Genomic DNA, 25302 nt, shown 5'->3' on the forward strand with positions numbered 1-25302 from the left:
GGCACGCAGTACCTGGCAGCGATGCCCACCAACCTGTATGGCCCGGGGGACAACTACCACCCCGAGAACAGCCACGTGATTCCGGCGCTGATCCGCAAGTTTCATGAAGCCAAGGTAAGCAAGGCCCCCACGGTAACGGTGTGGGGCACGGGCACACCCAAGCGCGAGTTCTTGTACAGCGAAGACATGGCCGATGCCTGTGTGTACGTCATGCGCCTCCCCGATGAGCAGTACACCGCCTTGCTGGGCAGTGATGAGTCCAAGAGTGGCAAGTTTGAGCCGCCGCTGATCAACATTGGCGTGGGCCATGATGTGACGATCAGGGAGCTGGCAGAAACAGTCCAAAACGTGATTGGTTACACCGGGGAGATTGTGTTTGATGCCACCAAGCCTGATGGCACGCCGCGCAAGCTCATGGATGTGGGACTGCTGAGCCGGGCGGGGTGGACGGCCAGGACCGGGTTTGTGCAGGGGCTGGGGGTGGCTTATGCGGAGTTTTTGACGACGACCTAGTCAGTACCAGGGGGCAACCCCCTTGGTGCGGGTCAGGGAGCGAGGCCGCGCAGCGACTGGAACCAAAGCGAGTCCTCCAACAAAGCAGCCTTGGCCTTGCGATGCTCGGCATCGTCGATGAAGAGCGTTTCACGCATGCGGTATTCGATGGTGGGCAAGGACAAGATACCGGCTTCGATACCCGCCCGTATCCATTCCCGGTCCTTGGGCTCTGACCGCGCATATTTGGATACAGCGCAGTCGTTGGGTTCCAGGTATTTGACTTTGACACCTGAGGGGAGCACCTGGCGAATCATTCGCTGCGCCCACCCCTCTGGCAACGTGGGTAGATCGGGGTTAACGGCGTCAAAGTAGTAGCCGCGTTCTTGATGGAAACTGCTGTTTTCGCCAAATTTTGCCGAGAACTCCGGGGCGCGGTGAGGGTCACGCTCTGGATAGGCGTCCACCTCCATTGACCATGTCATCCGCGACGGAAGTCCCTGGGCTGACAAGCCCAGGGCAGACAAACTTCCGATCACCACAAATTCATCGAGTCCACTTGCATCGCGAATTTTGCTCAACAGACAATCAATGTCTTCGATGTTCATGGCATGGCCATGGCAAAGGGCGTGTTCTGGCGCAAGGCAGGGCCCCATTCATCGTCCATGGTCAGGAGACTTTGCGCAACTTGCTGAGGTTCGGCATCCAGTATTTGCGACCAGCGCTCAATGTAGACCGGACTGCAAAGTTGCTTGTCCGTCCAGAGCTTGACCATGCGAAGCGCGCTTTGCTTCATGGACATCGCTTCTTCGCCCCCCAAAGCGAATTTGACCGCAATTTTCAGATGCTTTTCACGCGAGGTGGCGAGCCTGGTTTGAAGCTGCGCGCGCGCTTGGCGCCGTCGCGCCAACTCAGGGGATTCTGAAAGGATGCCGAACTCAACACCCAGCACGTGGGCGACCCCTTCGACACTCGACATTTGGGTGTCTTTGCCCTTTTCAATCTGGATCAAGGTGGTGCGGCTGATACCCGCAGCAACGGCCAGCGCCTCTTGCGACAAAGCTTGGGCAATGCGCAGGGAGCGAAGCGTTTTACCAATGTTTTGCGATGATGACTGCATGTGTTGAATTCTATACATGTATGAAGTACCATACAACTCAACTCAATGCGTGCGATTGCTGCAAATGGGGCGTCTTACCTTAAGACTCAACTCATTGATTTCTTTTGGCAACTTCGTTGCCAACGTAGCCGCCACCCACGGCGCCGGCAATGGTGGCCAGGGTTTTGCCGTTGCCGCCACCGACCTGGTTGCCAATCAACCCGCCGAGCACAGCGCCGACGCCGATGCCAATCGGGCTGTTTTTGGCAACAGGCGCAGGTGCTGCCTGGGCTACGTGCACGGGCTTTGGCGCTGTGTGCGTGGCGACAGCGTGACTCACTGCAGGCTGACGCACCGCAAAGTCAGCGTCCACGGGTTTTTGAGGCGCAACCTGTGCGGCGACGGGCGCCGCGACGGGTGCAAGCGCATGTGAATTGGGAAAAATGCCGGTGATGGCCGCCATGCCCAGCAGGCTGACCAGCGTGACAGAGACGGCAGCACCAGCCATCAAGGGGTGAATACGGTTTGGGGTTTGTGTTGTGTTCATGTGAGGTTCGTTCAGGTGATCGGCCTTGTAGCGTATGAGCAAATAACGTTTGAGACTGAAAAGGGCATGTACTTGAAATGCTTCATTTGTAAGGGGCAGTAACTGTCACGCTCCCGCCGCACTCAGACCCGTGGCTCACCCTGGTCATTGACCGTGATGGTGGCACCGGGCTGTGTGGTCATCTGGACACGATGCTCAAGTCCACGGAAGGTGTAGGTCACGTCCCAGTAGGTTGGCCGTACCTGGCCGTTGGTACTGGCGCAGCGCTGCATGTTCTGACTTTGAGTGGGCTGGTTGGTGCCGTCGCGACCAACATTGGAACCAATGACGGCGCCGGCAATCACGCCCCCCACCGTGGCGAGGTCCTTGCCCGTGCCACCACCCACTTGGTGCCCCAGAACGCCGCCAAGCAGCGCGCCGACGACCGCACCGCCCAGGTTGGTATTTCCCGGATTCTGGACGACCTGGTCTGGCTCGACCCAGCAACGCTGCTCGGCGGTACCCAGCACGGCGCGTGCCGACGTGATGTTGGCTTCAAAAAGCCGCTCACCCACAGGGCGGCGGTTGTCATTCACCGCGATGTCGCCGCGCACGGCGCGCACCGAAGAGACCCGATCGGCCAGGCCCATCGCGGTCAGCGAGGGGTAGCGCCCCGGGCGCAACACCACGCAGCGACCGTTGAAGCGAATGTCTTCGCACAACTCCCAGGAGCCGCCTGTGACCATGACCGAATTGGTGCGGTTGTCAAAGTCCGAACGCCTGAAGTTGTCCAGCGGTTCGACCACCGTGAGGGACCGGCCTCCAAAATCCGGGCGTTCATAAAAGACGGCCTGCGAGGCCACTGGCATGGGGGCATATTGGTTGTCGTTCACGCGGACATCGCGCGCCAGGGCACGCACCGACGTGATCTTGTTGTCAAGGCGCATCGCGCCCAAAGAGGCATAGGCACCCGGGCGCAAGACGACGCAGCGACCACCGAAGCGGACATCTTCACAGGCTTGCCAGCGATCCCCTTCGACCAGCACCGAGGAGGCACGGTCGTTGAAGCCGAAACGAGTGAAGTCGCCCACCTGTCGGTCGGTGGTGAAAGCGCGGCCCTGAAAGTTGTCGTTCTCGTAAAAGGTGACCCGGGCCACCGGCAGTGCAGGTGTATAACGGTTGTCGCGATTGTCGTCGTTGCCGTTGGCTCGCGCTTCAGGCCCGGCCGCACGCACCGACGAGATGCGGTCGTTCAGGCCCATGGCCGCCAGTGAGGGATATTTGCCCTGACGCAGCACCACGCAGCGTCCGCCAAACCGGAGGTCCTCGCAAGCCTCCCAGCGGTCACTCTCTACCACCACCGAGGACGCGCGGTCATTGAAGCCCGCACGGTCGAAGTCGCCGACCGGGCGATCCGTGGTGAAGGAGCGGCCCTGAAAATTGTCGCGCTCATAGAAGGTGACTTGTGCCAATGCATGGCCTGCTAGGGCAAAGGCCGCAACTGCCACGGTGTTTTTCAATAAAGTGTTCATAAAGTCTCCAACGTATTTGATGGGCTGAGCGTAGGCGCCCATCAGAGAGATGTCAGTGCGTTGGCGTACATTCGTTGTTGCAGAAAAATACAATCCACACCCTATGACACATCCTGCCTTGCTGAGCGCTGAAGCCTTTCTGAATGTGGTGTCCGCCACACCCCTGGTTGCCGTGGACCTGGTCGTGGTGCGCGGTGGCGACGAGATATTGCTGGGCCTGCGCAACAACCGGCCCGCGCAGGGTTTCTGGTTTGTGCCGGGCGGGCGCATCCTGAAGAACGAGCCCATCGCCACCGCGTTGACCCGTGTGGCCGACAAAGAGTTGGGCCTGCAACTGGCGGCCCTGCCTCAGGCGCCAAGGTTGCTGGGGGCCTACGAGCATTTCTACCAGGATTGTTTCGCAGGGTCAGCGCAGGATGTGGGCGTATCGACACACTATGTGGTGCTGGGGCACCTGGTGCAGGTGCCGGCTGACTTTGCGCTGCCCGCCTTTGACGCCCAACACGCCGACCTGCGCTGGTGGCCTTTGGCCGAGGCCCTGGCCTCTGCGGTAGTACACCGGTTTACCAAGGACTATGTGGAGACTGTTTTGCTATCTAAATAGTAGCAGCTTGGGCCGTAGTGGCTGGGCCAGCGCTGGAAATTAAGCTTTTACTGCGCCGTCCCGCGACAAAACGAGGCGCGTAAATTCCAAAAATTCGCCCAGGTGCAGGGTAATGACGTTGACAAGAATGGGCAGCAGGAGACTTTGGTAGTCATGCACCGCAATATTGCGAAACGCCACCATGCGCTTGAGGGCGTCTGCCAGTTGCACGTCAATCCATTGGCCGCGGGCCAACAAATCAAAAACATCGCGGGCGCTCTGGGGCACACCCAGCTTTTCGCGCCGCACGAGGTGCTGCCCCATGTCCAGCACTGCTTCGCACGCGCGCTGCACGTTCAGGATGGCAGCGTCCTGGCGGGTGAAGTCGGTCGCAAAAGTGGAGGGCTCACGGTTGAACTCCTCGCGAGCCCGTCCCACGCAACGCTCCACCGTGGCGGATTTGTTGACCAGTACGTCATCGAGCATGAATTCTCCCTGTTGCCTGAATGTCGGCCATCAATGGCGCACGGGCGGTGTCCAGAGCCGTCTTCTCGCTGAGCACAAAACATTCAAAGAGCCCCGCCTGCAGGCCAATGGACCAAAGGCGTTCCCCCGTCGTGATGACTTGGTATTGCATGACGGTAGACGCCGCGCGAAGGTCCAACAGGTCCACCGGACAACCCGTGATATCGGACAGGCGGCTGGCCAGGTCCCACAGGGCAAGCGGGTCTGCGTAGCCCCCGACCAGAACGGCCAGATCCAGATCACTTTCAGAGCCAGCTGTACCTTGTATCTGGCTGCCGAACGCATAGACTGCCATGACCTGAGGAATGCACTGCCGAATCGCAGTCACAAGCGGACCACCATGGGCGAGGAGCTGACGAATTTTTGTTGCCATTTGGGCATTATGACCGGAGCCTCTTTCGCTATCAAAATAATAGCTTCTTGCGCTTGTCTTACATGGGCTGGAGGGCTAAAACACATGATACTTTTAGAGTATTCACCGGCGTGGTGCGATGACATAATTGAACTCCCATGTTTGACATTTCCAATTTTTTGTTCGCCCCCGCACGAGTCTCCCGCACGCTGACCACGGCCTGTCTAGCGCTGACCCCCTGGGCCGCCCTAGCCCTGGATGTAGGCACATTGCACTGGAAACCGGCCTCGGGCCAGGCGCCCTTCGCCGAAATTGATGTGAGTGACAAAGACCCGATCGACCCGCGCGCCATCCGCGTGAACGTGGCGACGCGTGAGGCCTATGGCGTGGCAGGTTTGACTTACCCCCCGGGTCTGGCCAGCACATTGATCAGCGCGCAGGCGTCTGCAGGGCGGGTGGTGCTTCGGGTGGAGCGCCTGCCGTCCAATGTGCCCGCACTGGACCTGCTGGTGGTGGTGAACAGTCGGGACAAGCTGACCCTGGCTGAATACCGTATTGATCTGCAATTGGGGCCGCATGACGTGGCGTCTTCGCCGGTGGGCACGCGTCAGGCAACGCTCGCTCGCCAGGCCGCGGGCATCAAGGCGCCGCAGCCCTTGCCTGTCACGAGCCCGGTAGCGGCAGAAGATACACTCGCGGCACCCGGCCATGCGGTGCTGGCCTGGGCGCAAGCCTGGAGTCGGCGCGATGTGGACGCTTACCTTGCGGCCTATACCCCTGACTATGCCGGTCCCCGCGCCAAAGTGACCCGCCAGGCCTGGGTGGACGAGCGGCGTGAACGCATTGCATCGCGCAAGGACATCTCCGTGGAAGTGAGCCAACTGCAACTCAAACGCCAGGGCGATGCCGCGACCGCGACGTTTGTGCAGCACTACCGCAGCGACGGCCCGACCGACCGCGTGCGCAAGCGCCTGGTGCTGGTACAAGTGGATGGGCGCTGGCTCATCCAGCGTGAAACTCCCTTGAATTGACAATCACAGCCATGCCCTCACCCCTATTTTCCCACTGGAAGCCGGAGTTCACCGAGGGCTGGAACCAGCGCCCCATGAACCTGCCGCACACCTTGCATCAGAACCCGCTCTTCAGCCGGGAGGCCCTCGCCAGCCTGATCGAAGACTACCCGCGCGGCGACTATGCGCTGGTGCAAACCAGCCGCGACGGCGAGGGCCAGCGGCGCTGGCGCGAGGGAGAGATGGCCGGTGTGTCCGGTCAACAAGTGATGGACACGATTGCCAGCGGCAGCATGTGGCTGAACCTGCGCGATGTGGGACGCCTGGACCGCCGCTATGGCGAGCTGCTGGACGCCGCCTACGCCGAGATGGCAGCGCAGGTGCCAGGGTTCGAGCCGGGCGCGCTGAAGATGGGGATTTTGATTTCGTCACCCAAAGCACAGGTGCACTACCACTGCGACTTGCCAGGGCAAGCGCTGTGGCAGATCAGCGGGCGCAAGCGGGTGTATGTGTATGCGCCGCAGCCGCCTTTTCTGGAGCCTGTGGGGCTGGAGAATATTGCGCTGTCGGGGTTCGAGTTCAAGCTCGACTACCGGCCGGAATTTGACGCCCACGCCCAGGTGTTTGAACTGGAACCCGGCGGGATGCTGACCTGGCCGCTGAATTCGCCCCACCGCATTGACAACCACGACTGTCTTAACATCTCGGTGACCACCGAACACTGGACGGATGCGAACCGTCGCTCCCAAAAGGTGAACCTGGCCAATGCGGTGTTGCGTAACCACCTGCACTGGCAACCACGCAGCCGTGGCGTTGACGGGCTGCGGTACTGGGCCAAGGCAGTCTTGCAGGCGGCTTGGCGGCGCAGTCCCTGGGCGGCCAGCACCCAGCGGGCGCACCGGCCCGTCGAGTTCCAGCTGGTACCCGGCGCGCCCGGCGGCATGGTGGACGTGGCGCCGCCTGGCCAATGAGTTTGCGCGGGGAGTCCCTTGACTATGTGGTGGATGTCGGCACGGCGGTAACGCCTTTCCTGGCGCGCTGGGCGCGATTGCTGGACGAGCACTCCTCCCCTTTTCATGCCCTGCCCTGGGTAAGCGCCTGGTACGCCACGTTGGGCCAGCACAACGGTGTCAAACCCCTGCTGGTGGGCGTTCGCCGCTGCGATACGGGGGCCGATGTGATGCTGCTGCCACTGGTGTCCTGGCGCCAGGGAGGAGTGTCCATGGTGGGGTTTGCCGATGCCACCGTGATTGACTATGTCTCGCCACTGCTGGCGCCCGACTGGGCTGGCAACAGTGATGCGTCCGACAGCGCCGCCATGACGGGCTGTGCTGAACGGATGTGGCAGGCGGTGCGCCAGGCGCTGCGGGGGCATGATGTGTTGCGCATCGACAAGATGCTCGGTCAGCCGCAGGACGGCAATTTGCAGCGCATCAACCCGCTCATGCTGGCGTTGCGCCCGCGACTGCAGGACTGCGAGATGTTTGGCAACCAGTTTTTTGCCGGTGACGACTGGGACGGCTGGCGACACTCCCTGGACAAACGGGTACGCAAGGAGTTCGAGCGTTCGTGGCGCGTGTTCACCCGCAGCGAGCAAGCGCGCTTTGAATGCGTCACCGACCCGCAGGCTGCGCTGGCCTTGTTTGAACAACTGGAGCACCAGCAGCAACAGCGCATGGATCAGTTGGACTACGACTACGTGCTGGACCAACCGGTGTACCGTGCGTTTTACCGTCAGGCACTGGCGGGTGGACTGGCCGATGGCAGCGTGGTGCTGACCGCCCTGCGCGATGGATGTGACGTGGTGGCGATCCAGTTGGGGGTGGCCAGCCGTCACCGCTTTATTGCCCTGCGTCTGAGCACGGGCGGCGATGAGTGGAAGCACTGCTCACCGGGGCGGCTGCTGTGCGAACGGACCGCGCAACATCTGCATGCGCAGGGGCTGCGCTGGTTTGATTTTGGCATTGGGGACTACCGGCACAAACAAGCCTTCGGGGTTAGCCACATTGCGCTGTTTGACGGCTGCGAAGCGCTGTCCTGGCGCGGTTTGCCCGTGACTTGGGCGTGGCGTCTGCGACGGGCGATGAAACGGCAGCCCTGGATGGTGGCGCTGTTGCGCCGTGAGTAGCCAGGGGCCCCACCGCTCCGAGTCAAAGATGGCGTGAGGCGCGTAACCGGCGTAACTGGGGTGCAAACAAGACTGCCGAGGCCAGCGCATAGGCGAACATGCCAACGCCCGTTCCACTCACCAGACCGCGCAGGCTTGCATCAACGCCCAGCCAGGCGATGGCTGCCATCATGACGGCAGTAGCCAGCAAGACCTTGACAGTCTCCGGCCAGGGCCAGTGAAAGCCCTGATGAATGCGCGCCCAGTACATGCTCAGACCCAGGGTGATGAGCGAGCCAATGGCCTGGCCGATGACCGCACCGTGCAGGCCATAGCCATACAGCCCGATCAGGGAGGCCAGGCCGCAGGCAACGATTTCCACCACATCAATGATGGCAACCGCCCTGATGCGACGCTCCAGCACCATGAACTGGTCCGTGACGTGCATGTGGAGGTTGCGCAGCGTGCCCGCGAGCACCGACAAGCCCAGCAGCTCAATGGTCGTTTGCCGATATTCGGGAGCCACCGCCAGTGCCACCAGGGGCGGGCCCAGCAGCTGCAGCGCCGCCGTGACCGGCACCAGAACAGCGAGCATGAGAGCGGCGTTCACGCGCAACTGGGCAATGGCCTCGTCACGCCGGCCTTCGTTGAGCAGGCGAGAGGCCAATGGAAACGCCGCAGTGGCCACCAGCATGCTGGCCACCGAGGCGCAACGGCGCCCCAGCGACCAGCCCACAATCATGAGGCCCAGCGCGGCCGCGCCGGACTGCCATTGCACGAGGTAACGGATGTAGTTTTCCCCCACCCAGCCGAGGATGCCCAGCCCCAGCACGGGCCCGCCAAAGCTGATGGCGGCACGCAGCAAGTGGGCGTCGGGCCGGGAGAACTTCCAGTGCATGCCGAGCATGGGAACGGCGAGCAGCGTGCCCAGCGCCTGCGCCGTGGCGTAGGCCGCCAGGAGCAGCAGCGCCGACGCTTCGAAGTACTGGAACGCCAGCAGGCCCAGACCCAGCCCACCCACGGGGCCGGCCACCTGCAGCAGGGTGTAGGCCAGAAAAGCCGATTGGGCGCGGGCGCGCTCGCCGTAGTGGGTGTTGACGGCGCGGGTCGCAAAAAACAAGCCTATGACCAGGGTGGACAACCACAGCGCGCGACCATCGTGCAGGCTCCAGGCCGTCACGGCAGCAATGACCAAGGCCCCAGCCACGCTGACCAGGACCACGACGTTTTCAGCACCGAGGTAGCGCTGGCGGGCCGCCCGGTCAGTGTCTGCCGGCAAGTAGCGCAAAGCATAGACCGAGAACCAGCCCAGGCAGACCGTAAAGGCTATTTCCTGGGTCACGCTGACCAGTGTGAACAGGCCCATCTCGGCAGGCAGCAACCAGTGAGTCCACAGGATCATGGACACCAGCTGCGCAACAGGCGACAGCAACTGGGCTGGCAGGTATTTGAGGGTGTGGCTGATCAGCATCGTGCGCCGCCTGCGTACAGACTCTCAAAAAGTTCCAGATAGGTCGCACAGGCGTGGGTTTGAGTGTACTGAAGCGCGGCCTCGCGTGCCCCCGGCGGCGGCGCAGGCCTGGCCAGCACGGCGGCAATGGCCTGCGCCATCGCGGGGGCATCACCCACCGGCACCAGGGTGCCTAGTTGACCGTCTTCCAGTATTTCACGCGGGCCGACGGGACAGTCTGTGCTGATCACCGGGGTGCCGCAGGCCATGGCTTCGACCAGTACGTTGCCAAATCCTTCGTACTGGGAGGCCAATACGAAGACGGCCGCATGGCGCATCCAGGCCAGCGGTGTGGCGGTGCGACCGGGCAGGCGCACGACACCGTTGAGCCCCATGTCATTCACCAGAGCCTCCAGGCGCGGGCGATCCGGCCCTTCACCCGCGAGCACCAGGCGGGTGGCAGGCTGCAGGCGATGGACCTCGGCAAATGCGCGCACCAGAGTGACCAGGTCTTTCTCGACACTCAGGCGGCAGACGCTCAACACCACTTGCAGGGTGCTGTCAACAAGCCAGGGGTCACCGGGCACGAGTGCCATTTCAGCTTCAAAACCAGGCGCCAGCACCGGATTGCTGATGACCCGAGGGGCAACGCCCGGCCCCAGCAGACGTTGCAAGTCATCGCGTACGCCACCGGACACCGCTACAACGGCATGTGCACGTCGATAGGCCCAGCGCACCAGGGGAGGAAGCAAGCGATAACGCCAGCTGCCCTGCTTTTCGATTTGCAGCGACAAAGGGGCATGCTCGGAAATCACGCAGCGACCGTCCAGCCCGGACAGGGCCAGGGCCGCAACGGCCGCGATGTTGGTATGCGGAAAGGCGCTCAGGACCCACTGAGGTCGGCGTTCACGCAGCAACTGCGACAGGCGCCACACCGCGCCAACGGTGCCACCACAGTTCAGGTTGACAAGCGTGACACCGGCCGGCACCTCCAGCTCGCGGGTCAATTCGGAATGCACCACCAGGTCAACCTGCAGGCCCACCGCGGCAAGGCCTGCGGCCAGACGAAGCATGGAGATTTCGCCGCCCCCGGTACGCAGGTGCGGCACGTAAACCATGACATGGCGCCTGACGCCCTGGTCAACCGTTGACACGGGTAAGCCGGTCAAGGTGCTGCGCGCACGGCCACTGACCAACCGATGGCGCAGATTGCGCCAGAGGACGATGGGATTGACGCCATGGCGTTTTCCGTCCACCAGCGTTTTGTCGCCCCAGGCGTTGAGGGTGTGCAAGCCGTGCGGACAGGGACCTTGTGGATCAGGCGACAAGGTGCGCACCGTAACTTCACTGAAGCGGTGCGGGGTAAGTTCGGTAATCTGGTGCAGGACGACAGCGCCGCCGTAGGTCTGCAAACAATTCTGTGACGGGCGGTAGAGCGCCCCTTGGTGACGAAAAAAACCGCCTGCCATGCGCGCGCCGGTGATGTCGACTTTGACAGGGTTGTTGGCATGTGGCGTCCAAGGGCCGTCGAGTTGATCTGCGTATTGCAGACACAGATTGTCCAGGGTGCCCAGATCGGTGTCTGTGTAGGCGAGCCACAGGCGCCCCTCCCAGGTGAACAGTGCCGGGTCCGCTGCGGCGACACCCTGCAGCAAGGGAAAAAGGGGGTGCCACTGGCCAGTGCCGTCAACCTCATGCAACAGGCATTCGCGCGCAGCCAGTGTCTCGGCAATACCAAGATGACGGCCATGAAACTCAAAGACGTTCGGGAAGGAGGCATGCTGCCCGCCACCGACGGACAACGGCGTGCGCTCCATCACTTGGGTTCTGCCGTCAAACCGCAAGACTTCAAGCGCACCAACACCAGTGCGCTCATTAAAATACTCGCAGGCCAAACGATGGGGGTCCCCCGGCAGGCCAAACGGATCTGCCCAGTAACCGGCTGTGGTGGACTGGGTCAGCCAGCGAACTTCGGGTAACGGCGCATCATCCAGCAGCGTATGGGCGGGCGCATCGATCACGCCGATACGCCAGTATTCGCTCAACATCCGGGCTTTTACCCGGTCCCCCAGGGCACGGGCGCTGCCGCGCAGGCATGCCCACCACGGAGCACACGACAAGGGCGGCGCCTCTTTGAGGGTAGCGCAAGCGGCCGGGAAACCAACGGGTTGAGACACCAGGTGGTTTCCGAGAGACCGGTCCGTGATGGCCTGCTGTACCAGACGTGAAACGGCCTTCGAGAGGGATGGCACGGCACACCCGTAGCGGGTCGTGACGCGCAGGTGCAGGTTGCGTCCGGCATACCATGGGCCAGTCATCGACTGGCGCTGGTTCAAGGTCAGCGCCAGTCCTTTACCGGCACAGATTTCTTCGAGGAGCGGAAACTGGGGACATAGCGCCTGGCCGAGCCTGTCCACCACCGCCCAATGCAGCGATGCGCCACCCGTTTGAGCCGATGTGGGACTAAGACCAGCATCCATCAACAACGTGACATCACACGCTTGCGCTGCGGCAGACTCCCACTGCGCGAGGCGCTGCATGGCGGTGTGGTCTGCCTTGCAAGGTGAAAGGGCTGGAAGACGTGTGCGCCACAGGCGTGAAGCCGATGACAACGCAGAGGCTGCAGGCTTGGTGTCCAAGCGCATGACCTGCAGGTTGACCCCCTCCAGTCGGTCTAAGCCAACCAACAGATCCCCCATCCATTGCGGCAACTCACCGAACCGCAAAAATACGCGCAGGCGCAAACTGTAGGTCTCAGGCCGACTGGACATCAGAGCCAGCGGTAAACCCGTTTTGGCAGGTAGAAGCGGCGTCGATTCAATACCGTCCCCAATACCGGGGCACGCACAGCGCGCAAACTGGCGATCAGACTCTCCACCACCGGGGCACGAGTTTTTTCAGCCTCGATGACCACCACCACCCCGTCGCAATGGGGGGCGGTCATCAGCCCCAGACGCGAGACGGACGATGCAGGCAAATCGAGAACGATGTCATCAAAACGGCTACGCAAGTCTTGCCACAGATCGTCCCGCGCCAGCAGTTCCCAAAGGGTGTCTCCCGCCTGACGTCCGCCCAGCGTTCCGGTCTGACCACCGCCTGCCAGCGGTTTCAGGCAGTCGTCGAGCGGCCAGCCTTGCGAAAGGGCATTCAGCACGCCAGGGTCCTTGGCGTCTTCATTGACGGCGGCGAGCAGCAGGACACGCCGGCGCAAATGTGAGACGACCGTTGCCGCGTAGGCCTGGGCAAGAGAAGTGGTGCCCTCCCCGGCTCCGCTGGCGATGAACCCGATGATTCGTCCGCCCGGTCTGCTCAATTGGGCATCTACGCGGGTGACAAGGTCTTCGATCTGACGCAGTTCCATGCTTGTGATCATCTTTTTGGTTCAGTCTTCTGAAAATTGAATTATCAACACTTGGCGGGTGGCTCAGTACGGTGCGGTTCGCCGGTCTTTTTTCTTGTCACGCATGGCTTCGCGGGCGCTCATGGTCAGGAAGATCGAGTTTGAATAGAGGTAACGACGCCCCAGGCGACGGGGGTTGGTCGCGAGGCGGTGCAGCCATTCCAGGCCACGTTCACTCATCCATGCGGGGGCACGTGCGGCAGTTCCGGCATGAAACTCGAAGGCAGCGCCAACACCCAACATCACCGCAGGAATAAGACCGCGGTGGCGGGCCATCCAGAACTCCTGCTTCGGACATCCCAAGCCCACGAACAGCAGTCCAACCTGAGCGTGCACAATATCGGCACAAACGGCCTCGTCCTCCGCATCGGAGAGTGCCCGAAACGGTGGCGAGTAGGCGTAGCTGATCTCCAGCAAAGGAAACGCATCCTCCAGGCGGCTAACCAGTGCATCCAGAGTTTCCGGGCTGGAGCCATAGAGTCCAATTTTGACGCCTTGAGCCTGCGCGTCCCGGCACAAGTTCATCATCATGCCCGGTCCGTCGACACGCTCCTGAGCCGGGTTTCTTGTCTTGCGCAAGGTCCAGGCGATCGGTGCGCCATCAGGAGCCGTCAAGTCGGCTCCAATCAATGACAGGCGATGACGTTCGTCATAAGACGCGGTCACGGCCGAGTGCACATTGACGAAGCAGGCCGTCCGCGACTCGCGGTTCTTGGCCCAGAGCATCAGTTTTTCACTGGCGCCAGCGCGATTGAGCAGGTCGATCGGCACGCCGACAACCCAGCCACGCGGACGTCCGGGAGCGTTCGCAGTTCGTGCGTCCTGCGTTGCTTCACGGATACGGGTATAACCAGCGCCCAGCGTCAGGTAGTTGTCATAAGCGGCTTTGAGTACCTTGGCGGGTTGGTAGTCCTGGACGGCAGCTTGCGTGGCCGCGCCACGCCAGAGGGAGGCGTGATCCAGAACCTCAGACAGCGCGTGGGCAAATGCTGCAACATCACAGGAGGTTGCAATGGCACCATTGACACCGGGGATGACAACGCGGCGGACTTCGCCGACATCGGTGACCACCGCCGGCAAGCCACAGCCAAGCGCTTCGAGCAAGGCCATGGGCATGCCTTCGTAGGCAGAAGAAAGGGCATACACATCAGAGGCCCGAAGCAGATTGGCGATCTCTGCGGGCGGACGCAAGCCCATGAAATGGACAACCTCGCCCAACCCGGCTTCCGCCACGGCGCGTTCCATATCGGCACGCAGCACGCCGTCACCCACCACGAGCCAGGCAAGATTGCGTCCTTGCGCGCGCACCCGGGCGAAAGCGGCCAGCATCAACAAGGGATCTTTCTGGGTATCGAGACGCCCGACCGTGACGACCCACCGGGCTTGAATATCCAAGCCTTCGGCCTGCGCGATCTGATGTCTGAGGACTTGGCGGGCCGAGTCGTCGACACAACTGAAGACATCGGCGTCAACCCAGGTGGGAATGAACTGAATGCGATGGGCCATCACGGGATAGCGCTCGCGCAAGGTTTGCACGCCGGATTCACGCACGCACCACACGCTGTCGAAGCCCGAAAACGCGCTGATTTCAATGTTTTCGTAAATGCCTGGCAGGCGCCGCCACAAATTGTCTGAGTGCTTTGACCCAATGGTGCTGGGGTCATTGTGGAAATAGGCGTTTTTCGGTCGGTGGTCCGCTTTGAAAAGCAGGCTGGGCTCCGGTCTGTGGAAATCGAAGATGTCGAATCCAGAACGCAATTTGGCCATGTAACGCCAGGCGCCCAGGGTGAAACGCAGAGACAGCGGCACTCGACCGCGGCCTCCTGCGTCGCTAACGGTAACAACCGGGAAAAAATTAAACTCACGGTCACCCAACCTGCAGCGCGTCCAGACGCCTGGCGGCCGGGCCAGTGGGTCAGTCGTCATGCCGACAAGGCTGAACTCGAGCTCAGGCGGAGCCCACTTGATAAGACCCCGCAAAAAGGTGTCAATCCCCCCCGGAACAACGCCCATGGGGTCGGCGGGATAAAAAATACGAACCTGGGTTGTTGTCAACGTGCGCCCCCAAACAAAGTGGCGGCGGGTTGTCGACGAAACGCAACGCCAGCCAGAATAACCGCCACAAGCAGCATCAGAGATACAGTTTTGGAGGCCAGGGTGTTGGCGGTTGACGCCACCATGAAGTAAAGCAAGATGGCCATTCGCATGGGAGGGGTAGCCGATTTCAGCAAGATGAAGGTCAGGCAAACAATGCCGACCAGAAAGGGAACAAAACCGATCACCCCAAACTGCATGAACAGGTAGATCCAGAAGTTCTCGATGGCCTCGTAATTGGGATCAAGCCCCATACGCACGGCGATGTGATCAATGTCAGTGGGCGCAATCCCCATCCACCAATCGGTATCAGACAGGTAGTTAAAGGCGTCCCACACGCGCAGGCGCACACTGGCGCTGGAGTCAAGCTTCAGGTTTTTGAAAATACGCTCCCCGAGTCCGGAGACGACCACCACGCCGACCAACCCGGTAAAACCCAACATCAATGCCAGGCTGCCACCGGTAAGCTGCAAGTAACTCAAGCGACCCCGAATGACATCATGGCCAACGCGAACCGAAAAATAAGTTCCATACAGCAAAACCGCCAGGACGACGCTGGTGCGACCGCCAAAGGCCAGAAGCGCCAGCATCAACGTTCCGATGAACACGACTTTCCCCATCCTTGACCACGGCAACAATGTGACCGCGGGCAGCAAGGAGGCCGTAATCAGCGCATTGTGCAAAGGGTGTCCCAGAAATGCAGAGGCACGAAAATACTCCTCTGCCACGATGTCGTTGCGCCCTACATGCAACGGGGTCAGGCGTGAAGGGGTGAGTGCTTCGCCAATGGCAAGCAAGGCGTTACAAGCCAGTAAAAAAATGATGACCTTGACTATTTGGCGGTGCCGCCGCGCATCGATCAGATCCAACGTGAAGGCAAGGATGGCGGGCGTCCAGAGGGACTCGATGATGAAAGCCGCCCCCGACGTGCCGTGACGAAAGACCGCCCACGCAAAAACGCTCACCATGGAGAAAAGGTATACCGCCATCAGTCGGTGGCGGGCCATTTGTTCACCAAGGACCTGCAAGGGATTGCCGTGACTGGAAAGCGCCGTGAACCACGCCAAAAACAGGCAATAAGTTCCCGGGTGCAATTTGGCAAACGGGGGGCCAAATGGTGCGTCGTAGGGGATACCCAGACGAAGCAGCATGGAAGATGACAGGAGCATGTAGGCGGAGACGGCCGTCACCAGCAGCAACCAGGCTGTCTTCCGGGACAGGGTTTCGGTTTGCATGCCCATGTCTTTACTGCACGACACTCGCCGGCATCAAGCCCAGCGCACGCACGGCTTCTGGCTCCAGCGTGCGCATGCCTGTTTTATGGAGTTGGGAAGACTCCGCCGTAATGCCAAATATGTCCGTGTAATCCCATAGCGTCCAACCAAGGCCGTTGGCTTCCAGTGCACTGCGAACGTCCATCATCCAGCGGTAGCGGGACGGTACATCGACATGCGCGCGAATGGCGCCGAACTCATTGCATAACACGCGCACGCCATGGGTTTTCGCGAATCGGCCAGCGACATCAAGATCGGCACGCACGCGTTGCGGACCCCAATCGTCCTTGAGGTATTGGGCTATTTCCTGTGCGGCTCGGGGATGCGGTTGATTCAGTCGCGCAGGTCCGGCTACCTGGAACTGGGCGGGATACCGCACTCCGTGGTACAGGCCAGCCGTGGTGTACCGGGTGTCCAGCCAGTGAGCACCCTGATGGGTGAACAGAAATGGGTCGTAGTAATGAAAGACGTAAGCCACGGCCGCATCGCGAACCAGGGGCAGCTGGCTCAAGCCTTTGAGGCTACCGCCTTCATTGCCGCTCAGGAGTACCAGATGCCTTGGCGCCTGCGTGCGCAATGCCTGCAACAAACGCTGCTGCAGCGCGGGCCAGCGTAAAGCGCGCCACCCGTAGTACTGCGGCTCATTGAAGAGCTCAAAGGCAATCCGCCCTGCCGGGAGGTCAGCAAAAGCACGCGCCAGCTGTGACCAGAGGGTTAGCAAAGCAGCCTCGGCGCCTGTGTCGTTTTCGATTTGCTGCTTGGTGGCGGGCTCCAGATGCAAGTCGAGCACAACGTCGAGCCCAGCACCCAAAGCTTGCTCAACGGCAAGGCGCAAGGCGGGCAGGAAGCGCAGGACTGCGCCGACCTCTGGCCGCCATCCACCCACAACCGGGTCCACGGGAATACGCACATGGTCCATACCCGAATGGCGAAGCATGCGCAACTCGCCCACAGACACTGCCTGCCCCTGCTCGTACTCGAACCAGTGCGTGAGATTGATGCCGCGACGCAACTCTGGGTGTTCAGGGGTGGAAGCGCCGGCACTGGGCGGAGCTGAAAAAGCACTCACGAGCGCGACGCCCGAACCGGCGAGTCGCCGCAAGACCTCTCGCCGGTCAAGATCGCTCTTGACCCGCGTTGCCCCACGCGCTGGGGTCACACCCGGCCCTCGGGTACTGCGGCCAGCAAGGGCAGACCCAGCCGGCGCTCGACCTGAGAAGGGGTCAGAAAGGTGTCGCGCAGCAACGCACTCAAAAACGCGGTGAGCAGCGCCGCGCAGAGGCTTAAGAAGAGACCGACAAGCAGGATGATCGGTTGCATGGTCTTGGCTTGCAGCGGAACCACCGGCGCCTGCACGATGCTCACATTGGAGCGGCGCTTGCGGTCAAGGTCTTCCAGAGCCTGCTCATCTCGCAGACGTTTGGCCGCTGCGTCATAGTTCACTTCGGCAAACCTGCGCTCGCGCTCCAGCGCAGGGAGTTCAATTTCAGTGGCGGCAAAAGCGGCCAGACGCTTGTCAATGGCATTTCGCTGCGCTACCAGGGCGGACGTGCCCGCGCGTGCCTGTCGGGTATCGGCCAAAGTTCGAAGGAGATCTGATTCGACGACATCACGGGCCGGGCTTCGGCCGGTACGCACCGTACGTGTCGGATTGGTTTCCAGCTCGCGGATATAGGCATTGGTACGCTCAATATCGGCACGCACATCCTGCACCGTGAGATTACTGTCAAGGAATTTGGCGCTCAAGTCGCGCTCCTTCAACTTCAGATCCAGCATCAGTTTTCGCGCGTTTTCGATGGCCTCACTGCGCTGGGTCTCACTGGAGAGCGTCACATCCACCAGCAAACCCGAGAGACTGTCTTTCAGGGAGGCCGTGCGGGCATTGGACTGGGCCAGGGCCAGCGCGGTGTCGGCCTGGCGCATTTCAAGCGTGTTGCGCTGCGCCAGCAACAGGCTTTGCTCCTCGCCAAAGGCACGAATACTGCGTTCACCTTTCAGCGCCGCCAGCTTGGCCTCGGCCGCATTGAGTTGCATGGTACGCGCCACGAAGTCGGCTTCGGCGGTACCATACGCTGCAGACGCAAAAATGACACTGCGCCGCTGCAAATAGGCGTCAATCACCTGCGTCAGCACCTTGGCCGCCACTTCGGGGTTGGTGTGGGTGAAGCTGACCTGCATGAGATTGGAGCCCTTGAGGAGTTCGGCATCCAGGGAACGCTCAAAGGCCAGCAATGCCGCATTGCGCTGCTTGTCCGGGTCAGCCGCCTCAAGATTGGGGTATATCTGCGCTACGCCCATCTTGTCGAGCACGCTGGTTTTGATTTCACGGCTGGTCAGTATTTTTGCCTCCGCCAACAGGGTCTGCTCGCGGTCATACGCAATGGGGGTGCCCGTATTGGTGTCGCCGACTTCGGGTGTGTAAACGTATTCGCGTCCCAAACGAAGCAGCAGCGCCGCGTCAGAGGTGTACTTTTTGGACGGCAATAGCGAGATGACGACGGTCAGTGCCAGGCAAATCAAAAAAGCAGTACCAATGCGCCGACTGTCCTTGAAGAAAACGGTGAGTATCTCCAGCAATGCGGTGCCCCGCTGGGCGTAAGGGACTGAATCAAAGCGGTTCTGGCCAGCTTGTCCCGAGTTCATTGAATAGATCCATTCTTGTTGATCGTGTAGCTGAACCCCAGGCTGAACGGCAGCACCCGCTTGACGTACTGGTCAACCCACAGACCAAGATTCGCGATCCCGCTGCGAGGCACAATGACGGCGTCGTAGGCTTGAAGCAACAGGTCTTGTGACAGATCACTGCCGTTCATCGCAGCACTCAGATCAACCGGCAACACAGTGCGCGAGCCCGCAGGTCCGCGCCGCAGCACGATGACTTCACGAGGCTGCGCCCCGTCCTTGAGACCTTCGGCGACCATGACCGCCTGCAAAACCGTTAACGGACCCTGTAAGGGCTGCACTCCCGGCCGAATCACCTCACCTCCGACAAAAACGCGCTGGGAAGTTCCCCCTTGAACATTGATCATCAACTGCGGGCGACGGGCGTGTGCAGACATGAGCCGCTCAACCCGTTCAGTCAATTCGGCCACGGTCAGGCCATCGACCGGCACCTCGCCAACCAGCGGCAGTGACACGCGGCCATCGGTACGGACCGTAGCTACCGTATTGAATTCTGGCAAGTAAAAAAACCGGAAGTTCAGTTCGTCATTGACGGCCACCCGGTACCCGGTACCCACTGGGGTCACCACGTCTTCAGAGGCTTGTGTCACGGACGCAAAGGCGAAAATAAGAACGCCAAGAAATCCGAAAAATCGATATAAAAAGTGCATGCTAGATAAACGCCGGCAGAACATCAGCCAATTAAAACAGCTTGTACATATTGATACAACTGCCAAGATATGTTACCGGATGGTTGTGAACTTTCGTTTCAACCTATTGAATGAAATTCGATTGACGTGAAATAGGTAACGAATGAATTCGTATATTCATGCTGAGCCTGACTCGTACTCTCTAAGACATCAGGTGCTTGGCACAAAAAAAGCCACGCCATCGAAAGTCCAACTTGACTCACTCAGGTTCGGCGAGTAAAAGAAGCGCCAACCATCGCCGTTGGCCTGGACGATGTGATGTTGGTAAACAGCAACAGTCCCCGCCAAATTCGTAGCAAACGCATGGAACGCAACGCCATCCGCGAGCCAGCCATAACCAAGATTGGCATTCAAACTGAAAAGATAGCGATCACCGTCTCCATTGATTTGCGGGTTATGCCACCGTTTGACATCGGCACTTTCCAGATGGCGCGCGCTGAGTCGCGTCACAACATTGCGTGTGATGCGGCTGAAGGGGGTGGCGATCTGTCCGTCAAGCTCCGGCTGCAAAGCCTTCGCCCAATCCGTTGTTCCACCATTGAATACGGCGCCAGCCGCTCCGCCGCGCGAGTGAATGCTGATGGCGGCATACCCTGACTTCTCCCCCCCAAGGCCGAGCGCTTTGGCTTGGGCATCCCATGTGCTCGCATCTGCAAGGGCCAGAATACGAAGTGTTGCAGGGGCTTTGTCAACAGCAGTCGGGTAAGCATGGCCATCCAGACCAGTGCGAAAGGCCAGCGCATCGGTTTCATAACCAGAGTAGGCGCCTCCAAAACGCGCGCCACTTCCGAAACCCGTCCCCTCAAAGATCCAGTGCTCACTTCGATGAACAACATAGGGCGTATCCGGCCGGGTGTAGGCGTTGGTCCAGGAGGCGCCTAGGTGCCAGCCCAAACCGATGGTGCTGTTCTCCGGCTCTGGCGGTACCAGATCAATCCAGTTGGTGGTCTTGAAAGGCTCGCGTGTGTCTGGATCTGCTGTCCGTGACTTGTAGCAAACCAGGGAGCGGTTGGCGGCCCCTTTCGCATTGGCCTCCAAGCGAATCTGCCACCAACAGGTGTTGCCGCTGAAAATGGCGGCATTGCCGCCAGTGGCGACAAAGGCATCCAATTTAGAGCGCATTGCACGCGACCAGTATTCATCATGACCCGCCGTCAAGAACAGCTGAGACCCAGTCAACACCGCTGCATCTTGGTGCAGGTCAATGCTGGTGCAGAAATCCGCATTGACGCCATTCGTGGCAAGCCAACGCACAAAAGGTGCCTGCCAAGGGTCGAATGCCAGATTCAATGGATCTGAATGAGGTCTGTCAAATGAAACTTTATTCGCCGGCACCCCCGCCGAGGAGTTGTAGGCGTAAAGACTCTTCCCCCCCGTTGCGACGACCGGTTGAATCCGCCCACGCTCCATCTGGACTTGGTGGTACTTGCGACGCACTCCATAAGCTCCTGTCGTTCAACCGCGCTCAGTGGGCCGGCATCAGTTGGCGACGCTGCGCCTTGCGTACCCAACTCAAGATGCTGGTGATGTGACAGCCGAATTCTTTGGCCAGGTCACCGGGCTTGCGCCCAGCTTGCACCAGTTCGACCATCTGTTGACGAAATTGCGCCGAATACGGCGGTTTGGTAATAGGCATTTCGGACTCCTTCTTTGAGAACAATAAGGCGTCCGCGAAATGGGGTCAACTTCACGGTGACTCTGAAAAATTACATCTGCCACATTCACTTACGGCGACTGCGCTCCTGTCCTTCAGGTGCGCCGTACACAGACTAAACTCTTCTCCTAATTTCAGAGTAAGCCATGACCATGATTCTTGTTACCGGCGGCGCCGGTTATATCGGCTCGCATACCTGCGTTGAGTTGCTGATGGCGGGGCACAGCGTTACAGTTTTTGACAATTTCAGCAACAGCCAACCCGAATCGTTGGAGCGCGTGCAGCGCATCACGGGGAAAAAACTTGATATTGTTCAAGGTGACATCCGGGATTCAAGGGCGCTGGAGGCGGCGCTCAGGCAAAGTGGGGCCAGCGCCGTAATCCATTTCGCCGGACTCAAGGCGGTGGGCGAATCAGTACAAAAGCCTCTCGCCTACTACGACAACAATGTCGTAGGAACCGTCCGTTTGCTTGAAGCGATGGGGAAATGCAGCGTGAAGACGCTGGTTTTCAGTTCGTCCGCCACGGTGTATGGTGATCCACAGCAACTACCGCTGACCGAAGACCACCCGTTGTCAACCACTAACCCTTACGGCCAGACCAAGCTGGTGATTGAAGAGATGTTGCGTGACCTGCACCGCAGCGACCCGGTCTGGCGCATCGGCATCCTGCGCTATTTCAACCCGGTAGGCGCACACGCCAGCAGTCTGATGGGTGAAGACCCCCAAGGCATCCCCAACAACCTGCTGCCCTTTGTTGCACAGGTGGCCGTGGGGCGACGCGAATTCCTCAACGTCTGGGGTGACGACTATGACACGCCGGACGGTACGGGTGTACGCGATTACATCCATGTGGTCGATCTCGCCCTGGGACACCTGAAATCATTGGAAAGACTGGAGAAACACGCCGAGTGCACAGCCATCAATCTGGGCACTGGCGTAGGCTACAGCGTCCTGGACATGGTGCGGGCCTTCGAGCAGGCCAGTGGCAAGCCAGTGCCGTACAAAGTCGCACCCCGTCGTGAAGGCGACATAGCTGCATGCTACGCTAATCCGGCTAAGGCCTTGGCACTGCTGGGTTGGCAGGCCAAACGCGACTTGCCAACCATGTGCTTGGATTCGTGGCGTTGGCAAAGCGCAAACCCAAACGGGTACACATCATCCTGAATTGAATCACTAAAAAGGGAAATAAAATGGCAAAGGGAATGATTTTGGCAGCGGGACAAGGGACGCGGGTGCGCCCCTTGACAAAGGACTTGCCCAAACCAATGGTGCCGATTCTGGGCAAGCCGCTGATGGAATACCAGATTGAGCATCTGGCCCGCCACGGGGTGAAGGAAATCATGGTGAACGTTGCCTACCATCATCAAAAAATAGAACGCTATTTTGGCGATGGGCACCGCTGGGGCGTCGAAATTGGCTACTCCTACGAAGGCGTGCTGGACCATGGTGACATCTTGCCCCGGCCCATGGGCTCGGCTGGCGGTATGCGTCGCATTCAGGACTTCAGCGGCTTCTTTGATGAAACAACGCTGGTGCTGTGTGGCGACGCGCTGATCGACCTGGACATTGGTGCGGCCCTCTACGAACACAAGACCAAAGGGGCGATTGCCAGTGTTGTGGCTCTTGACGTGCCGCTGCAGGATGTTCAGGCCTATGGCATTGTCGTGGCGGCCGAAGACGGCAAGATTCAGTCTTTTCAGGAAAAACCAACACCCGCCGAAGCCAAGTCGAGACTGGCGAGCACGGGCATCTACATCTTTGAACCCGAAGTACTGTCCATGGTGCCCTCAGGCAAACCTTACGACATCGGTTCGCAGCTGTTCCCTCACCTGGTCGAGCAAGGTCTGCCGTTTTATGCGCAGAACAGGTTTTTCAACTGGATCGATATCGGACGGGTGAGTGATTACTGGTCCGTCTTGCAACGGGTATTGCGCGGCGAAGTGGCCGAAGTGAACATGCCCGGACGTGAAATCAAACCCGGCGTCTGGGTCGGACTCAACACCTCCATTGCCTGGGATGAAGTGACGATCGAAGGACCGGTGTACATCGGCTCGAGCGCCCGTATCGAGCCTGGCGCAGTGATCACAGGACCAGCCTGGATTGGCAACGGTTGCCATGTGCGGTCAGGCGCTAACGTGACCCGAAGCGTCTTGTTTGAGTACACGCGCATTGCCGCCGACATGCGGTTCAACGAAATGATTGTGTCACCCAACTACTGCGTGGACCGTCGGGGTGAGACCCTGTACCGCGGTGACGACACCTCCCAACTGCGCTGGGGTGACGCGCGGGCATGAAAGCTGCTCCGCTTCACACCATCTCCCACTTTAAAACTGGATTCCCATGTTGATTCAACCCATTGTTTTATCTGGCGGCTCTGGCACGCGCCTGTGGCCCCTCTCTCGTGAGAAATATCCCAAGCAATTGCTGCCATTGATTGGCGACGATTCCCTGCTTCAAGCCACGGTACGCCGGGTGGAAGGCACAGAAGGGGCGGAATTGGCGCCACCCATGGTCGTGTGCAACGAAGAATACCGTTTTGTCATTGCCGAGCAACTTCGCCTGATGGGAAAACCTGGCATTATTGTCCTGGAACCAACAGGGAGAAATACAGCTCCAGCCCTTGTTCTTGCATCGTTATCCGCTACCAAAAACGGAGCAGATCCAGTGCTACTGGTCATGCCAGCTGATCACGTCATTGTCGATGTCGTGGCATTCCAGAGCGTGGTGAGCCAAGGTGCCTCCCTGGCAGCGAACGGCGCCATCGTCACCTTTGGCATCACACCTGATGCCCCCGAGACCGGCTACGGCTATATCCAATCGGGAGGGGCGTACAAACCCAACTCCGCTCAGGCAACACAATCTTCGGCCAAAGTCATCGCCCGATTTGTCGAAAAACCCGACGCTGCCACAGCACAGACCTACCTTGACGAGGGCTCTTACCTCTGGAACAGCGGATTGTTCATGATGCGAGCCTCAGTGTGGTTGGACGCCATCCGCGTATGTCGACCTGACATCCTGGCGGCCTGCCAGACGGCTTGGGACCAGGGTTCGACAGACGGTGAGTTTGTTCGCGTAGGCAAGGAAGCTTTTGCCAACTGCCCGAGCGACTCCATCGACTATGCAGTGATGGAGCGTATTGCCGCGAATGCTATCAAGCCGGTCACAGGCGCCAGCGCATTGCCGCCCGGTGTCGTAATTCCGCTCACGGCAGGATGGTCTGACGTCGGTGCCTGGGATGCTTTGTGGCAGGTATTGCCCAAAGATGCCTCTGGGAATGTTGCTCAGGGTGATGTCTTGCTACAGGATTGTCACAACACACTGGCTCTTTCGGAGGGGCGCTTGATCGCCTGTGTTGGTGTGAGTGACCTGGTGGTGGTGGAAACCGCAGACGCCATTCTCGTGGCGCACAAAGACAAGACCCAAGATGTGAAAAAAATTGTGGACAGCCTGAAAAAGCAGGGACGCACTGAGGGAACGATCCATCGCAAGGTGTTCCGCCCTTGGGGATGGTATGACAGTGTAGATGCGGGCGCACGCTTTCAAGTCAAGCGCATTGTGGTGAAACCCGGCGGTACGCTGTCGCTTCAAATGCACCACCACCGTGCAGAACACTGGATTGTCGTCAGCGGGACTGCCAAGGTAACCATGGGTGACAACACGTTCTTATTGTCAGAGAATGCGTCAACCTTCATTCCACTGGGGACCACCCACCGGCTTGAAAACCCCGGCTGCGTTGCATTGGAGATGATCGAGGTGCAGTCAGGATCTTACTTGGGTGAAGATGATATTGTTCGGTTTGAGGATGTGTATGGGCGGTAGCTGCTTGCAGCC

At 60.0% G+C, this 25302-nt stretch carries 24 protein-coding genes; 8 read left to right on the forward strand and 16 right to left on the reverse strand.

Annotated features, from left to right (window positions below):
* On the forward strand, nt 1-513 hold a 513-nt coding region (locus AC097N_RS11065), incomplete at its 5' end, for an NAD-dependent epimerase/dehydratase family protein (RefSeq protein WP_479581071.1).
* Nucleotides 514-545: 32 nt separating this feature from the next.
* Here AC097N_RS11065 and AC097N_RS11070 read toward each other — a convergent pair.
* The 4 genes from AC097N_RS11070 to AC097N_RS11085 all read right to left on the reverse strand — a co-directional run bounded on the left by AC097N_RS11070 (nt 546) and on the right by AC097N_RS11085 (nt 3649).
* Nucleotides 546-1100 carry a DUF6036 family nucleotidyltransferase gene (locus tag AC097N_RS11070; RefSeq protein WP_479581072.1) on the reverse strand — a complete coding sequence of 185 codons (555 nt, stop codon included), beginning with the start codon at nt 1098-1100 and terminating at the stop codon, nt 546-548.
* Nucleotides 1097-1612, reverse strand: a complete 516-nt coding sequence (locus AC097N_RS11075; RefSeq protein ID WP_479581073.1) for a helix-turn-helix domain-containing protein — start codon at nt 1610-1612, stop codon at nt 1097-1099. The genes AC097N_RS11070 and AC097N_RS11075 overlap by 4 nt, the downstream gene beginning before the upstream one ends.
* A gap of 91 nt (nt 1613-1703) precedes the next feature.
* Nucleotides 1704-2138 carry a glycine zipper 2TM domain-containing protein gene (locus tag AC097N_RS11080; RefSeq protein ID WP_479581074.1) on the reverse strand — a complete coding sequence of 145 codons (435 nt, stop codon included), beginning with the start codon at nt 2136-2138 and terminating at the stop codon, nt 1704-1706.
* A gap of 122 nt (nt 2139-2260) precedes the next feature.
* Nucleotides 2261-3649 (reverse strand): beta/gamma crystallin-related protein, encoded by a 1389-nt coding sequence (locus tag AC097N_RS11085; RefSeq protein WP_479581075.1) that lies wholly within the window; start codon nt 3647-3649, stop codon nt 2261-2263.
* Nucleotides 3650-3752: 103 nt separating this feature from the next.
* On the opposite strand from AC097N_RS11085, the gene AC097N_RS11090 reads away from it, so the two are divergent.
* Complete coding sequence (locus tag AC097N_RS11090) at nt 3753-4253, forward strand: GDP-mannose mannosyl hydrolase (RefSeq protein WP_479581076.1); 501 nt, start codon at nt 3753-3755, stop codon at nt 4251-4253.
* A gap of 39 nt (nt 4254-4292) precedes the next feature.
* Here AC097N_RS11090 and hepT read toward each other — a convergent pair whose 3' ends face one another.
* Nucleotides 4293-4718, reverse strand: a complete 426-nt coding sequence (hepT, locus tag AC097N_RS11095; protein WP_479581077.1) for a type VII toxin-antitoxin system HepT family RNase toxin — start codon at nt 4716-4718, stop codon at nt 4293-4295.
* Nucleotides 4708-5052, reverse strand: a complete 345-nt coding sequence (mntA, locus tag AC097N_RS11100) for a type VII toxin-antitoxin system MntA family adenylyltransferase antitoxin (protein ID WP_479581078.1) — start codon at nt 5050-5052, stop codon at nt 4708-4710. Before mntA ends, hepT begins: the two co-directional genes overlap by 11 nt.
* Nucleotides 5053-5267: 215 nt before the next feature.
* Here mntA and AC097N_RS11105 point away from each other — a divergent pair, with 215 nt between their 5' ends.
* The 3 genes from AC097N_RS11105 to AC097N_RS11115 are packed head-to-tail and all read left to right on the forward strand — an operon-like array spanning nt 5268 to nt 8247.
* Nucleotides 5268-6140, forward strand: a complete 873-nt coding sequence (locus tag AC097N_RS11105; protein ID WP_479581079.1) for a L,D-transpeptidase Cds6 family protein — start codon at nt 5268-5270, stop codon at nt 6138-6140.
* Between the two features lie 11 nt (nt 6141-6151).
* Complete coding sequence (locus AC097N_RS11110) at nt 6152-7090, forward strand: hypothetical protein (RefSeq protein WP_479581080.1); 939 nt, start codon at nt 6152-6154, stop codon at nt 7088-7090.
* Nucleotides 7087-8247 (forward strand): GNAT family N-acetyltransferase, encoded by a 1161-nt coding sequence (locus AC097N_RS11115; RefSeq protein WP_479581081.1) that lies wholly within the window; start codon nt 7087-7089, stop codon nt 8245-8247. The genes AC097N_RS11110 and AC097N_RS11115 overlap by 4 nt, the downstream gene beginning before the upstream one ends.
* Before the next feature lie 22 nt (nt 8248-8269).
* Here AC097N_RS11115 and AC097N_RS11120 read toward each other — a convergent pair whose 3' ends face one another.
* The 10 genes from AC097N_RS11120 to AC097N_RS11165 form a co-directional block, all read right to left on the reverse strand.
* Nucleotides 8270-9697, reverse strand: a complete 1428-nt coding sequence (locus AC097N_RS11120; RefSeq protein ID WP_479581082.1) for an oligosaccharide flippase family protein — start codon at nt 9695-9697, stop codon at nt 8270-8272.
* Nucleotides 9691-12447 carry a glycosyltransferase gene (locus tag AC097N_RS11125; RefSeq protein ID WP_479581083.1) on the reverse strand — a complete coding sequence of 919 codons (2757 nt, stop codon included), beginning with the start codon at nt 12445-12447 and terminating at the stop codon, nt 9691-9693. The genes AC097N_RS11120 and AC097N_RS11125 overlap by 7 nt, the downstream gene beginning before the upstream one ends.
* Nucleotides 12447-13037: a P-loop NTPase family protein gene (locus tag AC097N_RS11130; RefSeq protein WP_479581084.1), complete on the reverse strand. Its 591-nt coding sequence runs from the start codon at nt 13035-13037 to the stop codon at nt 12447-12449. Before AC097N_RS11130 ends, AC097N_RS11125 begins: the two co-directional genes overlap by 1 nt.
* Nucleotides 13038-13100: 63 nt before the next feature.
* Entirely contained in the window at nt 13101-15002 is a 1902-nt protein-coding gene (locus AC097N_RS11135) for a WecB/TagA/CpsF family glycosyltransferase (RefSeq protein ID WP_479581085.1), read from the reverse strand.
* A 125-nt stretch (nt 15003-15127) separates the two neighbouring features.
* On the reverse strand, nt 15128-16405 hold the full coding sequence (locus tag AC097N_RS11140; protein WP_479581086.1) for a VpsF family polysaccharide biosynthesis protein: 1278 nt from the start codon (nt 16403-16405) through the stop codon (nt 15128-15130).
* A gap of 10 nt (nt 16406-16415) precedes the next feature.
* A complete protein-coding gene (locus AC097N_RS11145; protein WP_479581087.1) occupies nt 16416-17603 on the reverse strand; it encodes a glycoside hydrolase family 5 protein in 1188 nt (395 codons plus the stop codon).
* Entirely contained in the window at nt 17600-19087 is a 1488-nt protein-coding gene (locus tag AC097N_RS11150) for a GumC family protein (protein ID WP_479581088.1), read from the reverse strand. Before AC097N_RS11150 ends, AC097N_RS11145 begins: the two co-directional genes overlap by 4 nt.
* Nucleotides 19084-19716 (reverse strand): polysaccharide biosynthesis/export family protein, encoded by a 633-nt coding sequence (locus tag AC097N_RS11155; RefSeq protein WP_479581089.1) that lies wholly within the window; start codon nt 19714-19716, stop codon nt 19084-19086. Before AC097N_RS11155 ends, AC097N_RS11150 begins: the two co-directional genes overlap by 4 nt.
* Nucleotides 19717-19965: 249 nt before the next feature.
* Entirely contained in the window at nt 19966-21252 is a 1287-nt protein-coding gene (locus AC097N_RS11160; protein WP_479581090.1) for a N,N-dimethylformamidase beta subunit family domain-containing protein, read from the reverse strand.
* A gap of 28 nt (nt 21253-21280) precedes the next feature.
* Nucleotides 21281-21451, reverse strand: a complete 171-nt coding sequence (locus tag AC097N_RS11165; RefSeq protein WP_479581091.1) for a helix-turn-helix domain-containing protein — start codon at nt 21449-21451, stop codon at nt 21281-21283.
* 164 nt (nt 21452-21615) lie between these two features.
* On the opposite strand from AC097N_RS11165, the gene galE reads away from it, so the two are divergent.
* Genes galE through AC097N_RS11180 form a run of 3 tightly spaced genes read left to right on the forward strand, consistent with a single transcriptional unit; the run spans nt 21616 to nt 25290 of the window.
* Nucleotides 21616-22635 carry a UDP-glucose 4-epimerase GalE gene (gene galE, locus AC097N_RS11170; RefSeq protein ID WP_479581092.1) on the forward strand — a complete coding sequence of 340 codons (1020 nt, stop codon included), beginning with the start codon at nt 21616-21618 and terminating at the stop codon, nt 22633-22635.
* Between the two features lie 38 nt (nt 22636-22673).
* Entirely contained in the window at nt 22674-23765 is a 1092-nt protein-coding gene (locus AC097N_RS11175; RefSeq protein ID WP_479581227.1) for a nucleotidyltransferase family protein, read from the forward strand.
* A 46-nt stretch (nt 23766-23811) separates the two neighbouring features.
* Complete coding sequence (locus AC097N_RS11180) at nt 23812-25290, forward strand: mannose-1-phosphate guanylyltransferase/mannose-6-phosphate isomerase (RefSeq protein WP_479581093.1); 1479 nt, start codon at nt 23812-23814, stop codon at nt 25288-25290.
* Nucleotides 25291-25302 lie beyond the last annotated feature (12 nt).

This window comes from Rhodoferax sp. LS1R11 (assembly GCF_056521395.1).

Coding starts and splice junctions, on each gene's coding strand:
- AC097N_RS11140 (WP_479581086.1), bottom strand. CDS start 16,405: ATGCAAACCGAAACCCTGTCCCGGAAGACAGCCTGGTTGCTGCTGGTG.
- AC097N_RS11110 (WP_479581080.1), top strand. CDS start 6,152: ATGCCCTCACCCCTATTTTCCCACTGGAAGCCGGAGTTCACCGAGGGC.
- AC097N_RS11125 (WP_479581083.1), bottom strand. CDS start 12,447: ATGTCCAGTCGGCCTGAGACCTACAGTTTGCGCCTGCGCGTATTTTTG.
- AC097N_RS11120 (WP_479581082.1), bottom strand. CDS start 9,697: ATGCTGATCAGCCACACCCTCAAATACCTGCCAGCCCAGTTGCTGTCG.
- AC097N_RS11075 (WP_479581073.1), bottom strand. CDS start 1,612: ATGCAGTCATCATCGCAAAACATTGGTAAAACGCTTCGCTCCCTGCGC.
- AC097N_RS11085 (WP_479581075.1), bottom strand. CDS start 3,649: ATGAACACTTTATTGAAAAACACCGTGGCAGTTGCGGCCTTTGCCCTA.
- AC097N_RS11080 (WP_479581074.1), bottom strand. CDS start 2,138: ATGAACACAACACAAACCCCAAACCGTATTCACCCCTTGATGGCTGGT.
- hepT (WP_479581077.1), bottom strand. CDS start 4,718: ATGCTCGATGACGTACTGGTCAACAAATCCGCCACGGTGGAGCGTTGC.
- AC097N_RS11090 (WP_479581076.1), top strand. CDS start 3,753: ATGACACATCCTGCCTTGCTGAGCGCTGAAGCCTTTCTGAATGTGGTG.
- AC097N_RS11105 (WP_479581079.1), top strand. CDS start 5,268: ATGTTTGACATTTCCAATTTTTTGTTCGCCCCCGCACGAGTCTCCCGC.
- AC097N_RS11070 (WP_479581072.1), bottom strand. CDS start 1,100: ATGAACATCGAAGACATTGATTGTCTGTTGAGCAAAATTCGCGATGCA.
- AC097N_RS11180 (WP_479581093.1), top strand. CDS start 23,812: ATGTTGATTCAACCCATTGTTTTATCTGGCGGCTCTGGCACGCGCCTG.
- AC097N_RS11115 (WP_479581081.1), top strand. CDS start 7,087: ATGAGTTTGCGCGGGGAGTCCCTTGACTATGTGGTGGATGTCGGCACG.
- AC097N_RS11175 (WP_479581227.1), top strand. CDS start 22,674: ATGATTTTGGCAGCGGGACAAGGGACGCGGGTGCGCCCCTTGACAAAG.
- AC097N_RS11150 (WP_479581088.1), bottom strand. CDS start 19,087: ATGAACTCGGGACAAGCTGGCCAGAACCGCTTTGATTCAGTCCCTTAC.
- galE (WP_479581092.1), top strand. CDS start 21,616: ATGACCATGATTCTTGTTACCGGCGGCGCCGGTTATATCGGCTCGCAT.
- AC097N_RS11135 (WP_479581085.1), bottom strand. CDS start 15,002: ATGACGACTGACCCACTGGCCCGGCCGCCAGGCGTCTGGACGCGCTGC.
- AC097N_RS11165 (WP_479581091.1), bottom strand. CDS start 21,451: ATGCCTATTACCAAACCGCCGTATTCGGCGCAATTTCGTCAACAGATG.
- mntA (WP_479581078.1), bottom strand. CDS start 5,052: ATGGCAGTCTATGCGTTCGGCAGCCAGATACAAGGTACAGCTGGCTCT.
- AC097N_RS11130 (WP_479581084.1), bottom strand. CDS start 13,037: ATGGAACTGCGTCAGATCGAAGACCTTGTCACCCGCGTAGATGCCCAA.